Consider the following 13851-nt stretch of genomic DNA (forward strand, 5'->3'; position numbering starts at 1 on the left):
CCAAGAGAACAGGATAGCAGGCACCTGCCGCAGGCGCTGCGGGCCCACGGCCAATGGCCCGAGAGGTTCAGGCCAGCACGGCCTGCCTGAGTGCATCTTGCAGCGCCACCTTGTCCAGCTGCGTTGTGCCGACAAACACCAGCGGTCCGGCGCATGCTGTCTGCATTGCTGGTTCAAGGTTCACGCGCTGGCCTCGCACATAATGCAACACGCACATTCTTTTTTCCGGGCCAAGCAGAACAATGCCCTTGGCGCGCAGAACCGACGCCGGCATTTGATCAAAAACCGCGAGCAACCGTTGCTCATCAAATGCGCCGGCATTGTCAAAACTATAAGACTCAAATGACTGTGCTGCCGGCGCCATGGTCTGCCGGCCGGCAAACAGCCCGGTACTGATGGCGCTGGCCGTAGGCATTTGTGATGGATGTTGCGCTGAGCCAGACAACAGCCGTGTCCAGTCAAACTGACCGTTGCTACCGACAAACACGGGGATGCCCGGCGCCGTATCATGCAGCCAGGCCAACACCAGCTTGCGCCGCGCCTGGTCCACCAGATCAATTTTATTGAGCAAAATTATATGGGCTGCGGCAATCTGCGTTTTCACCATCTGGCCGGTATGTCGATCCTCACATTGTTCAAGCACGGCGGCCGCATCCACGACGGTGATAATGGACTGCAAGGCAAACCCCTGACCCAGCGCACCGATCTGCGCGATCTTTTTTGGATCGCTCACGCCGCTACCCTCGATAATCAACCCGTCCAGGTTGGCTGCCTGCTTTTCAATGGCCATAAGCGCGTTCATCAGCTCACCTCCCATGGAACAGCATACACACCCGTTGCGCAACGAAATAACGCCGTCTCCACTGACCGACTGGATCAGCGAAGCGTCAATATTGACGGCACCAAAATCATTGACCAGGACCATTAGCCGCAAGCCATGGGGCGCCTGCAGCAATTGATTGAGAACCGTCGTTTTGCCGGCTCCCAGGAAGCCGCCCAGCACGGTCAGCGCGATGGCCTGGCTCATGGTTGTGCTCATGCTTCTGTCTGCGGGCAGGGAAATACCGTGCCGCCCAGGACGGTGCCCCAGATCCTGATGTCCTTGAGCCTGACCGGATCGACCGCCAGCGGATCTTCTTCAAGAATGGCAAAATCGGCCTGCTTGCCGGTCTCGATACTGCCGATCCGGTCATCCAGCTTGAGCGTATAGGCAGCGCCCAGTGTCATGGCATGCAATGCCTGTTGCACCGAAATCCGGTTTTCCTCGCCCAGTACGCGGCCGGACGCTGTCATTCTGTTGACGGCGCACCAGGCAGTAAACAGGGCGCAATAGGGGTAACCGGGGCATCCGAATGCAATGAAATCGGCACACCCTCAGCCAACGCCGTAGCAGCGGCGTTCAAGCGGTTGGCGCGCTCGGGCCCCATGGTCATCTCGTAATGGGCATCACCCCAATAGTACAGATGGTTGGCAAACAGGTTGGCGCACACACCCAGGCTGGCCATGCGACGAAACTGTGCCGTGCTGGCCATCTGGCAATGCTGCAGGGTATGTCTGTGGTCGCGACGCGGGCTGGCGGCAAGCACCGCTTCCAGGCATCGAGCGCGACGTCGGTCGCCTCATCGCCATTGGTATGGATATGCACGGTCAGCCCCGCATCATGATAGGTCTGGATCAGCTCGCGCAACTGTTGCGGCGGAATCACCCAGATGCCGTTCTCCTGCGCACCTGCCGGTGGCTTGTAATAATGCGGCCAACGCAGCCTGGCGGTAAAGCCCTGAATGGAGCCGTCCACGATCAGTTTGACAATGCCAAAACTGAGTTTGTCCGTGTTGCGCGCGATGCTGGGCAGGACCCGATCAAGTCCCTTGCCTTCGGGGTCGCGCAAGGGCGCATAAGCCGGCACCAGGCGCAACGGAAAGGTTTCACCGGCGGTGGTTGCCGCCAGGCTGGCCAGTGTGTCCTCGCTCAGGTCATTGACCAGGTCAGTCGCGGTGGTGACGCCAGCCAGTTGCGCTACCCGGGCAAAATTCCAGATACCGTGGGAGGTCTGCCCTCATCAAAATAGACGTTGCCGATCTTGCGGAACACCAGATACATGGCCGCAAATTCCTGCAACTGCCCTGTCAGTCTGCCCGAAGCGTCACACTCGACGCCATCGATACCCGAATCAGCCGTGATGCCGGCCATCTGCAGCATGGCAGTGTTAACGTTCATCAAGTGGATACTGGCATGCAGCACCACAACCGGGCGGCTGGCCGACACCTGGTCCAGATGTTCGGTTGTTATTCGTTCTCCCTGGAAATAGATCGGATCAAAACCCCACGCACACAGGGTTTGGGCTGGATCCTCCATGGCCTGCTCAGCCTGCTGCAAGCGCGCAACAACAGCCTGCAACGTTTTCAGACCTTTCCACAAGCGCCCATCCGGACCGCGCCTGTCGTAAAAACCCACATAGACAAAACTCCACATGCCGCCTTCAAGCAAATGGCTATGCCCTTCAATCAAGCCAGGCATGATGAATTTGTCCGCAAACCGGTCATCCACCACCGCCTCGCCCCAGCCCTGTAATGAGGCCAGATCGCCGGCCCCCAGAATACGGCCATCCCTGACCGCGACATGCGTGGCCCGCGGCTGCGCGGGATTCATGGTGATAATGCTGCGCGCACGATAGATGCGTATCTCTGCCTTGTCCGATTTAGATTGCGACATGTTTACTCCTCCTTTGACCCGCACATATTACTATAGGCGGATATAAAAATTCTACATTACGAGATTATTTATCTCGGTTTTTAAAATTTATGTTGACCAAGACTCAATTTTCCTCGTATCATTAACAAAAATCGGAATTTTTCATACCGAATATTCATATTTCCACGAACAAAGTGAGGATACGTCAATCATGAACACATCAACACCCCAGCAATCCCCCCAGAAAGCCGTTAGCGGCGTGCAGAAAATGACACCATCGGAGGCCTTTGTTGAAACCATGGTCGCCAATGGCGTAACCAATATCTTTGGCATTATGGGTTCAGCCTTTATGGATGCCATGGATATCTTCGCCCCGGCCGGCATCCGGCTGATTCCGGTGGTTCACGAACAAGGCGGCGCGCACATGGCAGACGGCTATGCGCGGGTCAGCGGTCGCCATGGCGTGGTTATCGGCCAGAACGGCCCTGGCATCAGCAACTGTGTGACAGCCATTGCTGCCGCCTATTGGGCACACTCTCCAGTTGTAATGATCACTCCCGAAACGGGCACCATGGGCATGGGGCTGGGCGGCTTCCAGGAAGCCAACCAGCTGCCTATGTTCCAGGAATTCACCAAGTACCAGGGACACGTCAATAACCCGAAACGCATGGCCGAATATACCGCCCGCTGCTTTGACCGGGCTTTGTCCGAAATCGGCCCGACCCAGTTGAATATTCCACGTGATTATTTCTACGGCGAAATCGAAACCGAGATTCCACAGCCCCAGCGTCTGGATCGTGGCGCCGGTGGCGAGAAAAGCCTGAACGAAGCAGCCGAACTGCTGGCTACCGCCAAATTCCCCGTTATCCTTTCCGGCGGTGGTGTGGTCATGGCCGATGCGGTCGAAGAATGTAAAGCACTGGCCGAACGGCTGGGTGCGCCAGTGGTCAACAGCTACCTGCATAATGACTCATTCCCTGCCAGCCACCCGCTGTGGGCCGGCCCGCTGGGCTACCAGGGTTCCAAGGCAGCCATGAAACTGATCGCACAGGCCGATGTCGTGGTGGCGCTGGGTTCACGCCTGGGCCCATTCGGCACGCTGCCACAACATGGCATGGATTACTGGCCCAAAGAAGCGAAGATCATTCAAATTGATGCCGACAACAAAATGCTCGGCCTCGTGAAGAAAATTTCAGTTGGCATTTGTGGCGATGCCAAGGCAGCGGCCGTCGCATTGCTGGAGCGCTGCAGGACAAGAAACTGGCTTCGGACGCAACCAAAGAGACGCGCGCCAAAACCATTGCCGACGAAAAAGCGGCATGGGAAAAAGAGCTGGATGAATGGACGCATGAGAAAGATGCGTACAGCCTGGACATGATCGAAGAAGCCAAGAAAGAAGGCGGCAAATATCTGCATCCACGCCAGGTACTGCGTGAACTGGAAAAAGCCATGCCGGAAAACGTCATGGTCTCTACAGACATCGGCAATATCAACTCGGTGGCCAATAGCTACCTGCGTTTCGAAAAACCACGCAGCTTCTTTGCACCAATGAGCTTTGGCAACTGCGGCTATGCCCTGCCCACAATTATTGGTGCCAAAGTGGCTGCACCGGACCGTCCTGCCATCGCCTATGCCGGCGACGGCGCCTGGGGCATGAGCATGGTCGAAATCATGACTTGCGTGCGCCACGATATCCCGGTAACCGCAGTGGTCTTCCATAACCGTCAATGGGGTGCCGAGAAGAAAAACCAGGTGGACTTCTATAACCGCCGCTTTGTTGCCGGCGAACTGGATAACCAGAGCTTTGCCGAAATTGCGCAAGCCATGGGTGCAACCGGTTTCGTTGTCGACAAACTGGAAGACGTGGGCCCGACCCTGAAAAAGGCCGTGGACATGCAGATGAACGAAGGCAAAACCTGCGTCATTGAAATCATGTGCACCCGCGAACTTGGTGATCCATTCCGTCGCGATGCGCTGTCCAAGCCTGTACGGTTCCTGGACAAATACAAAGACTACGTCTAAACCACTAGCGCAACCGGAGGAGCACATCATGGGCGTTTTGCAACGCATCGTCGAAACGGCGAAAGCCGCCCGAAACGCATCGTGCTGTGCGAAGCCCAGGATCCGCGCGTGCTTGCAGCGGCAATACGGGCCCACCGGGACCGTATTGCAGATGTCATCATGGTGGGCGATCCGGCGCAAGTCGCCGCGACCGCCAGCCAGCACGGCCTGGATATCTCGGGGATAGCCATTACCGATCCGGCAACCAGCCAAGCGCGTGAACGCTATGCGCAGCAGCTGTGCCACTTGCGCGCGAAAAAAGGCATGACGCTGCAGCAGGCCCAGCAAGCCATTGCTCAACCGCTGTGCTTTGCCAATCTCATGCTGCAAATGGGCGATGCCGACGGCTCGGTCGCCGGCGCCGTTCACACGACTGCCGATGTGGTGCGCACCGCCCTTCAGGTAGTAGGCGCCAATGCCTCTGCCGGTAGCATCGTGTCCAGTTTTTTCCTGATGATTTTTGAACATGAACACCACCCCACCAAGGGTGGCATGATTTTTTCCGATTGCGGCCTGGTCATTGATCCGGACGCACAACAGCTGGCACGTATTGCCCTGGACTCGGCAAAAAGCGCAAGTGCGCTGCTTGGCGAAGCGCCCCGCATTGCCATGCTATCGTTCTCGACCCTGGGAAGCGCGCAACATGTCAACGTGACCAAAGTTCAGCAAGCCACCAGCCTGGTCAGACAGGCGCAGCCCGATCTGCTGATCGATGGCGAAGTACAACTGGATGCCGCCATTATTCCCGACATTGCCTCGCGCAAACTCAGCGATTCGCAGGTCCATGGTCGAGCCAATGTGTTGATTTTTCCGGATCTGAATGCCGGCAATATAGGCTATAAGCTGGCCGAAAGACTGGGAGGCGCCATCGCTGTCGGCCCGCTGCTGCAGGGGTTGAACAAACCGGCCAATGATCTGTCGCGGGGCTGTAGCGCCGACGACGTCTACAATGTGATTGCCGTCACTTGCGTACAGGCACAACAGCAGCAACAAGCTGGCGCCGATCAATTATCGTCGGTGTCCGCCGGCCAGTAACCGCGCAATATCGTAAAAGACAGCAGGCGTCAGTGCCTGCTGCAGATCCACCGCCAGGCTTCTTGGATAATACGAACTCAAATCCAGCCCGACACCCAGTCCAACGACATCAATACCCTGACTTATAGTTTGCCGTACAACTTGTTGCAGATGGCTGGCAAGATAAAAATCATCATTGACATGTTGCGTGGCGCTGTCCATCGGGCAGCCGTCAGAGACCACAATCAGAGTGCGTCGCCGGACCGACTGCTCCAGCAGCCGCTGTGAGGCCCACAGCACGGCCTCGCCATCTACGCCTTCCCGGTACAGATCATGCTTGAGCAATGCAGCAATATCCAGACGCGCGCGCGACCAGCTCGTATCGGCCTGCTTAAATAGCAAATGACATAGTTCATTAAGGCGCCCGGGATGAGCCGGCTTGCCCTGGCGCTGCCAGTCTTTCATGGCGCCACCACCATTCCAGGCACCGGTAGTAAACCCCAGCAATTCAGTTTGCACGCCAGCCATGCCCAAGGCCCGCAACAGGGTATCGAGCAGCACCGACAGGCGGCGCGCATGCGTACGCATGGAACCGGAGCAATCGAGCAAAATGGTGACCGCCTGATCGACCCGGTCAATGACCTGGTCCTGGCGAAATATCCGGGTTTCCGCGGGGCTGGCAACCAGCTGACTAAGTGTGCGGCCGTCCAGAATGCCCTCTTCCTGTCCAAATATCCAGCCGTCGTCCTGCGGCATGCGAAAGATGCGGCGAAACAATCTGGCCAGTTGAGCCACCCCGATAGATAATGACGCGCGATCTTCGTCCATTTGCTGGCGAAACTGCTTGAGCTCTGCGCGCCTTACGCGCGAGGCTGCCAGCTCAACACGATCGTAGCGACGAGTAAATACACGGTAACTGGCCTGGTGCTGATCGAATACCCGGCTTTGTCCGAACGGCGCGACATCAAACCCTTCTTCGGGCTGCGCATCCGGTGTGAGCAGCAGGGAAAACAGCGAGCGGCTGTTTTTCTCGGAATCCTTTTGCCGGCGATCCAGCGCGATTTCCTCCGCCAGATTCAAACTGACCTTCTCGGCAAGCCGCGCCGCCATCACTGCGTAGGCGGCCTGATCATTGCGCAGACGGCGCAAGGCATGCAGCTCATGCCCTATTTCAGCTGCCATACCGGCGCGCGTGGCCTCCAGCAGATCCTGCTGCGCTTCGCTAAGCACGCCCCCGGTTACTCTTGACCACACAGTCAACATAACGGTAAACAGCAAAATGCCCAGGCTGGACTCGATCAAGGCCGAATGTTCAAACGCCTCGGCCCAGGCACGAAAGCGCATCTGCACATTGGCGTGCACCCCGGGCCAGTCTGATGCAACCGTCGCTTCCAGGCGCACCTGTTCGAAAAAATCATAGAGCAGCCGGGCAGTCTCTTCTTGTGGACAGGCCTGCTCATAAATGATCGGATCGCAAGCTAACAGACGCAAGGCCAGACCGTCGGCCACGGCTCGAAAATCCCTGAAAGTCTGATTATCGGGGTCCAGCCGCAGATGCGGCGCCAGCACCGGCACCAGACTGTCGTCCAGATACAGCCTGCCCTTTCTGAAATGCGCATTGGTGCGCCCGCTGATGGCACGCACGGCAGCGCCGCACAATTCGTCGGTGTGTTGCTGGAATATGCTGTGCGCAATGTCGTTCACGTCAGCATGGTACCCATGAATGCTTCGGGCAGCTCCTGCTCGAAGCAGCGCTGATAATATTCTGCAATCAGTTCTTTTTCTGCGTCATCACATTTGTTCAGGAATGACAAGCGAAATGCCAGACCGGTATCGCCGAAGATCTGGCGATTCTCTGCCCAGGTAATCACGGTGCGAGGCGACATGAGTACGGAAATATCTCCCGCCTCAAATCCCTTGCGCGTAAGATTAGCCAAATCCACCATCTTGCGAATTGTCTGGCGTCCTTGTGCATTGTCCATTTGCGGCACCCGGGCAGCGGTAATCTGCACCTCGTCCTCGGGCTGCAGATAATTGAGCGCAGCAACAATATTCCAGCGATCCAGCTGCGCATGATTAAGCGATTGTGTGCCATGGTACAGGCCGTTCAGATTGCCCAGCCCCAGCGTATTGGCAGTCGCAAATAGCCTGAAATGGGCATGCGGGGCGATGCTGCGGTTCTGGTCCAGCAGCATGAAATGACCGTTGCGCTCCAGAATCCGCTGAATCACAAACATGACATCGGGCCGACCGGCATCATATTCGTCAAAAATCAGCGCCATGGGTTGCTGCAACGCCCAGGGCAGAATCCCTTCCTGGAACTCGGTGACCTGGCGCCCTTCCCGCAACACGATGGTGTCCTTGCCGACCAGGTCCAGGCGGCTGATATGACCGTCCAGGTTGACCCGTACACAAGGCCAGTTCAGCCTGGCGGCCACCTGTTCGATATGCGTGGACTTGCCGGTGCCGTGCAGGCCCTGGATCAAGACCCGCCGGTTCTGGATGAAACCGGCCAGGATGGCAAGCGTGACATCATGATTGAAATGATAGGCGGAGTCGATTTCCGGCACATGGTCCGTGGGCTCGCAAAACGCAGGCACGGTCAGATCGGTATCAAGCCCGAAGACTTGCCTGACGGAAATTTCGCGCACGGCGCGGGGTGAGTCTTGCGGGGTGGTCATGAAGTTCTGCCTCCGTTGCGGATCGCAATGGCGGACCACTGCGCGTGAATGAGTTAGGCTGCCGCGTTGGCTTTTTCAATTTCTGCCAGCGAGTCGGCTGCACGACGCAACACCGGCAAAAAGTCCAATGCCTTTTCGCGGGTAATGCGCATAATGGGAGACTGCGCCGCAATGCCCATGTTGGACTTGCCGTTTTCTCCCGGAACCAGCACGGCAATACAGATCAGGCCAGGCAAAAACTCTTCATTGTCCATGGCATAGCCCTGCCGGCGCACCTGCTCTATTTCCTGTTCGATCGCGTCAAAGCGCGTCAGGGTATTCGGGGTATACTGTTCCAACGGGGCGGCTTCCAGCAGACGACGACACTGTGAAGGCGACATTTGCGCAAGAAACAGCTTGCCGCTGGCCGAACAATGCAGCGGCACGCGCGAGCCCGGATGCAGATAGAACCGGAGCGGCGCAACCGTTTCCACGCGATCCAGATACAATACCTCGTTGCCGCTGCAGGCGGTAATATTGCAGCTTTCACCGATTTCCTCGACCAGGTGCCGCAATACTGCGCGTCTGGAGCCATGAATGGTGTTGTTCAGCAGCAGTTTTTCCGCCATCTGGTGTAAACGACGACCCGTGCTGTACTGCCTGCCATCGCCGTCGCGAATAATCAGCCTTGCGCTTTCCAATTGCTGTAGCATACGGTGCAGGGTTGGCTTGGGAATACCCAGTTCTTCACTCAGGCTTTGCAGCGAAAAATAACTGTCTTTTTCGGCAATGACCTCAAGAAGCGCAAACAGCCGTAGCGTTGGGGTATTGCCTTCGACACGTTCAGATTCGATCATATCCATAGAAATCGCCATTTATTCCAGTTATTTTGCAATTTATTTCAAATAATGAAATAAATTATACCAATAACCGGAATATTGATCAACGTTTTCTTGAAACTACCGGAAAATGCTGCGCAACCAGTTCAGCCAGGGTTTTAATGCCAATTGCAATTTTCGGCTCGTCAATGGAGCCATAGCCAAAACGAATGTAGCGGCGGGCACCTTTCGATACCCTGCTGAAAAATACCTCGCCCGGTTCAAGAACAATCCCGTTTTGTAACGCCACTGCCGTCAGCGCGGTGGTGTCGATATGCTCCGGCGCCCTTACCCAGCAGAATGATCCGCCTGGCGAGGAGATAATCTGAAATGCGGGCAGATACTCCCTTAGGGCATCACGCAGCACCCGTTCGCGCTGACCATAGATTTGCGATTGCTTGCGCAGAAAAGACTGGTAGTGGCCCAGCGAGACGAACAGGGCAAAGGCCCGTTGCAGGAACGAAGGGGCATGTCGCAACATCAGCCGTTTCAGTGCACGCAGCTCGTCGACCAGCGGCTTTGGACCAACAATGAAACCCAGCCGCAGCCCGGGCGCAAATGTTTTTGACAAACTGCCGACATAAATCACACGCCCGTTCTGATCCAGGCTCTTGAGCGCAGGAAAAGGTTTATCAATAAAGCTGTTTTCAAATTCAAAATCATCTTCGACAATCACCGTATTGCAGGCATTGGCTTTTTCCAGCAGCGCCTGCGCCGCGCCATGGACATGGTGACCCCGGTGGGGCATTGGTGACTCGGCGTGACAAAAATCATATCCATGTCAACCGTGATGCCTTCGACATCGACGCCCTCTTCATTGACCGGCACCGGCACCACGTGACGGGTGCGGCTGGAAAAAATATTACGCGCGTCCGGATAACCGGGCTCTTCCATACCCACTTTATTGCCCGGCCTGACCAATAAATCTGCCAGCAGATACAGCGCGTGCTGAGCACCCACTGTCACCATGATTTCATCCTTGGTTGCCGAAAAACCCCGTCGCGGCAGAACCTGGTTCTGGATTGCCGCAATAATCTCGGGATCGTCCATCATGATCAGGTCCTGGGCCCAGCTGCGAATATCCACGATCGACAGTGCCTTCATGCAGCATTCTCGCCATTCGGAAGTGGGAAACAAGGCAGGATCAAACTGACCGTAAACAAAGGGATAGGGCTGGGTCTGCCAGTTGGCCGGCTTACGGATGTTGCGTTGCTGGCTGGGCCTTGCATGGATGCGCCCGTGCCAGAAATCGGTTTCGTCATCGCCGCCGGCGCTGGCGATAATATCCAGCATATTGCGCTGCTGCGCCGCCTGCCCCACGAAATGACCGCTGCGGTTGCGCGTTACCAGATAGCCTTCGCTGACCAGTTCCTGATAAGCAAACACAACCGTGTTACGCGCCACCTTGAGCGTGTCCGACAGAAAACGGCTGGAAGGCACCGGCGCATCCGGCGTCAGGTGTCCCTGCGTAATGGCGGCCACCAGCATTTGGCGGATCCGGCCCTGCAGCCCAAGCGATTCACTGGTTTCACGAAACAACTTTTCCCAAAGCAGCGCACTTAAGGCTGCCCGGCTGGGCGCGCTGACCTTGTCCGATCCCGGACTGACTCGTTTTCTTTGATTAGTCATTGCTTTTTTCTTGTAACAGGCCAATGATGGCGTGATCCGGCACCCGACGGGCTTGTCAGTGTGCCGGTTCGCGATAATTTCAAATGCAAAGGAAGCTTGCGATTATCCCTGAAACGGACATGGCCGCCGTGCAAAGGCGACGCATGTCGGCAAACCGGCGGCGTGCACAGGTTTTTTCTACACCTTGCCCTTCCAGGGCACCATGGCCTTCTCTATATAGCGGATCAGGGCGTCAAAGATAAACGCAAAAAATCCGATAATAATAATGCCCATAATGACGGTATCACTGGCCAGATACTGCGCTGCATTCAATACCATGAAACCCAGTCCGCGATCGGCCGCCACCATCTCGGCAGCAACCAGTGTACTCCAGCCTACCCCAATACCAATGCGCATGCCTGTGAAAATTTCCGGCAGGGCCGATTTCAATATCACATACGAAACAATCTGTCTGTTTGATCCACCCATGGAGTAGGCAGCGTGAATCTGCTCCATTGACACCGACTTGACGCCGGCTCTGGCAGCAATTGCCATGGGGCAAAGATAGCCAGATAGATCAGGAAAACCTTGGGAAACTCGCCAATACCGAACCAGATAATGACCAGCGGCAGATAAGCCAGCGGCGGCAGTGGCCGGTAGAACTCGATGATCGGATCAAACAGCCCACGCGCGACGCGATTGACACCCATCATGATACCCACCGGTACGGCCGTAAGCAGCGCCAGAAAGAACGCCGAAAACACCCGGGTCAGGCTGGCCACGGTATGCTCGACAAGCGTCGCATTGGCAATGCCATCTGTCATGCCTACGATGAATTTGTTATACACCGCCACAGGCGATGGCAGAAACAGTGGCTTCACCCAGCCGAAATACGTAATAATCGACCAGAATACCAGCAATGCAATCGCAGTTGCGATACTGATAAACACGCTGGCGCCGGCACCTGGGGCTCCGTAAACTTGCCCCGGTACGGCAGCAGATCTGCCGAACAGTTTATTAAGCATGGTGGCCTCCTTCCCGCTCGTCGCTGTAGATGATGTTAAGTACGGTCTCGCGCATGCGGATGAATTCGGGGCTTGATTTGATTTCCCTGGCGCTTTTTCCTGCCAGAAACTCCCGATTGAACGACAGGTCGTACGTGTTGGTAATGCGGCCCGGCCGTGGTGACATTACGATCAGCTTGGAACCAAGAAAGAGTGCCTCTTCCACGCTATGGGTAATAAAAAAGAACATTTTGTGTGTCACTTCCCACACCTTGAGCAACAACTCCTGGATGGTTTCGCGAGTCAATGCATCCAGCGCAGCCATCGGCTCATCCATGAGCAACATGGCCGGATTGCAGGTCAGAATGCGGGCAATACCCACCCGCTGCTGCATGCCGCCGGACAGCTGGTAAATCATATGTTGATGAAAGTCCTTAAGTCCCACCAATTCCAGATTGCGCGCTGCAATCTCATGCCGTTTCGCCTTGGACACACCCTGCAGCTTCAGGCCAAACTCAGTATTCTCTATGACATTGAGCCAGGGCAGCAATGCGTGTTTTTGAAACACCACGCCACGATCCGCACTCGGACCAGAGATCGGTTCATTACCCAGCATGATCGAACCGGAAGAAGGCGACATGAAGCCGGCCAGCAGGTTCAAAAAGGTTGTCTTGCCGCAGCCCGAGGCGCCGAGCGCTACCACGAACTGACCACTATTGATGGTAAGGTTGACGTCCTTGAGTGCGACCACACTGTCATTGTGGCGAATCCCTGGATACACCACGTTGACGTCTTTTACGTATAAATTCTCGGCTACAGTTTGCATTGCGATTGTCTCCAACGACGCTTGGGTTCTGTGAAAGGTGGGTTCCCACCTTTCACGTTTATGGCAGCCCCGATTATTTCGATTTTGCAGCCTGCTCTACCCAACTGGCATTCACAAAACCGCTGTAGTCAGCAAGCACAGAGTCAATCTGTTTCTGTTCCTTGAGAAATGCTGCGCTCTCGGTCAGCGCCTTGACTGCACCGGAAGCGGCGCCGCCACCCAGCCAGGTATTGGAGGCCATGTCGGCTGCTGTCGGAAAGACCAGCATTTTCATCGCTTCCAGAATATCCTTGGACTCGCCGCCAATCATCTGGGTAATACCCTTGACTTCGGGACTGCTTCCGGTCCATTTGGCGCCATTCTGTTTATAGTCAACATAGGCTTGCGCCAGGACCTTGGTATAGGCCTGCATGAACTTGGGGTTCTTCTGCGCCCAGTCTTTGTCGACCACAATACCGTCAAACGTCGGCACGCTGGCCTTGCCCACTTCCTCAGAATCGGTCAGCACCGTGCCATCTTTAAGCAGTGTGGTCAGCGCCGGTGGCCAGACATAGGCCGCGTCGATATCGCCGCGCTGCCAGGCTGCCACGATCTGCGGCGGTTGCATATTCAGAATGCGCACATCACGCGGATTCATTTTCCACACCTTGCTGAGCGCTACCAGCAAATGAAAATGCGAAGTCGAAACGAACGGCACGCCAATGCGCTTGCCTTTAAGATCTTCCGGCTTGCTAATGCCCGATTCCTTGCGGACCACCAGCGCTTCTGAATGGCCAATGTTGTCAAGAATCCAGAACAGTTGCATATTCACGCCGCGCGTTGCAGCGGCCGCAATCCCGGTAGAGCCAAGCACGCCGATAGGGATGCCGCCGGAGGCCAGGGCGCTGGAAATATCACCGGCAGAACTGAACTGGCGCCATTTAACGGTATAGCCCGCGGCCTTGAGCGGTTCGTCGAATTTTTTCATCGCAATCGCAGACACATAGGGCCCAACGATCTGCTGATAGCCGATGGTAACTTCTTCCTGCGCCGCTGCGTGGGTTGACCAGGCGAGCGTTGCCGCGGTTGCCGAGGTGCACAACAATGTTTTCAGAAACGTGTTTTTCATG

The 13851-nt window shown here is 56.1% G+C and carries 8 protein-coding genes and 4 pseudogenes; 2 read left to right on the forward strand and 10 right to left on the reverse strand.

The annotated features are described in order from the left end of the window. Nucleotides 1–67: 67 nt before the first annotated feature. Nucleotides 68–1039 (reverse strand): CobW family GTP-binding protein, encoded by a 972-nt coding sequence (locus TKWG_RS18175; protein ID WP_081489344.1) that lies wholly within the window; start codon nt 1037–1039, stop codon nt 68–70. After that, nucleotides 1036–2712, reverse strand: a pseudogene (locus TKWG_RS27355) (amidohydrolase). The gene TKWG_RS18175 and the pseudogene TKWG_RS27355 overlap by 4 nt, the downstream one beginning before the upstream one ends. A gap of 190 nt (nt 2713–2902) precedes the next feature. On the opposite strand from TKWG_RS27355, the pseudogene xsc reads away from it, so the two are divergent. Beyond that, nucleotides 2903–4713 (forward strand): annotated as a pseudogene (xsc, locus tag TKWG_RS18185) (sulfoacetaldehyde acetyltransferase). Between the two features lie 28 nt (nt 4714–4741). Next, a pseudogene (gene pta, locus TKWG_RS18190) lies at nt 4742–5787 on the forward strand (phosphate acetyltransferase). Here pta and TKWG_RS18195 read toward each other — a convergent pair. From TKWG_RS18195 to tauA, 8 genes and pseudogenes are all read right to left on the reverse strand, one after another. Continuing rightward, nucleotides 5761–7470 carry a cobaltochelatase CobT-related protein gene (locus TKWG_RS18195; RefSeq protein WP_014752237.1) on the reverse strand — a complete coding sequence of 570 codons (1710 nt, stop codon included), beginning with the start codon at nt 7468–7470 and terminating at the stop codon, nt 5761–5763. The pseudogene pta and the gene TKWG_RS18195 sit on opposite strands and share 27 nt — an antisense overlap. Next, entirely contained in the window at nt 7467–8447 is a 981-nt protein-coding gene (locus TKWG_RS18200) for an AAA family ATPase (protein WP_014752238.1), read from the reverse strand. The genes TKWG_RS18195 and TKWG_RS18200 overlap by 4 nt, the downstream gene beginning before the upstream one ends. Nucleotides 8448–8500: 53 nt before the next feature. After that, the gene (locus TKWG_RS18205; protein WP_041709639.1) at nt 8501–9289 is read right to left on the reverse strand and encodes an IclR family transcriptional regulator; all 789 of its coding nucleotides are present in this window, start codon (nt 9287–9289) and stop codon (nt 8501–8503) included. Between the two features lie 79 nt (nt 9290–9368). Continuing rightward, the gene (locus TKWG_RS27360; protein ID WP_407636868.1) at nt 9369–10052 is read right to left on the reverse strand and encodes an aminotransferase-like domain-containing protein; all 684 of its coding nucleotides are present in this window, start codon (nt 10050–10052) and stop codon (nt 9369–9371) included. Continuing rightward, nucleotides 9977–10933 (reverse strand): aminotransferase-like domain-containing protein, encoded by a 957-nt coding sequence (locus TKWG_RS27365; RefSeq protein WP_014752241.1) that lies wholly within the window; start codon nt 10931–10933, stop codon nt 9977–9979. The genes TKWG_RS27360 and TKWG_RS27365 overlap by 76 nt, the downstream gene beginning before the upstream one ends. A 177-nt stretch (nt 10934–11110) precedes the next feature. After that, a pseudogene (locus TKWG_RS18215) lies at nt 11111–11937 on the reverse strand (ABC transporter permease subunit). Continuing rightward, nucleotides 11930–12742: a taurine ABC transporter ATP-binding protein gene (locus TKWG_RS18220; RefSeq protein ID WP_014752242.1), complete on the reverse strand. Its 813-nt coding sequence runs from the start codon at nt 12740–12742 to the stop codon at nt 11930–11932. Before TKWG_RS18220 ends, TKWG_RS18215 begins: the two are co-directional and overlap by 8 nt. A 73-nt stretch (nt 12743–12815) precedes the next feature. After that, nucleotides 12816–13850, reverse strand: coding sequence for a taurine ABC transporter substrate-binding protein (gene tauA / locus TKWG_RS18225; protein ID WP_014752243.1), 1035 nt, complete (start codon nt 13848–13850; stop codon nt 12816–12818). Nucleotide 13851 lies beyond the last annotated feature (1 nt).

It is taken from the genome of Advenella kashmirensis WT001, from assembly GCF_000219915.2.
GTDB classification, from domain to species: Bacteria; Pseudomonadota; Gammaproteobacteria; order Burkholderiales; family Burkholderiaceae_B; genus Advenella; species Advenella kashmirensis.

What these genes read in the sequence shown, in the direction of transcription:
- TKWG_RS18205 (WP_041709639.1), bottom strand. Translation starts at nt 9,289, where the DNA reads ATGGATATGATCGAATCTGAACGTGTCGAAGGCAATACCCCAACGCTA.
- TKWG_RS18200 (WP_014752238.1), bottom strand. Translation starts at nt 8,447, where the DNA reads ATGACCACCCCGCAAGACTCACCCCGCGCCGTGCGCGAAATTTCCGTC.
- TKWG_RS27360 (WP_407636868.1), bottom strand. Translation starts at nt 10,052, where the DNA reads ATGCCCCACCGGGGTCACCATGTCCATGGCGCGGCGCAGGCGCTGCTG.
- TKWG_RS18220 (WP_014752242.1), bottom strand. Translation starts at nt 12,742, where the DNA reads ATGCAAACTGTAGCCGAGAATTTATACGTAAAAGACGTCAACGTGGTG.
- tauA (WP_014752243.1), bottom strand. Translation starts at nt 13,850, where the DNA reads ATGAAAAACACGTTTCTGAAAACATTGTTGTGCACCTCGGCAACCGCG.
- TKWG_RS27365 (WP_014752241.1), bottom strand. Translation starts at nt 10,933, where the DNA reads ATGACTAATCAAAGAAAACGAGTCAGTCCGGGATCGGACAAGGTCAGC.
- TKWG_RS18175 (WP_081489344.1), bottom strand. Translation starts at nt 1,039, where the DNA reads ATGAGCACAACCATGAGCCAGGCCATCGCGCTGACCGTGCTGGGCGGC.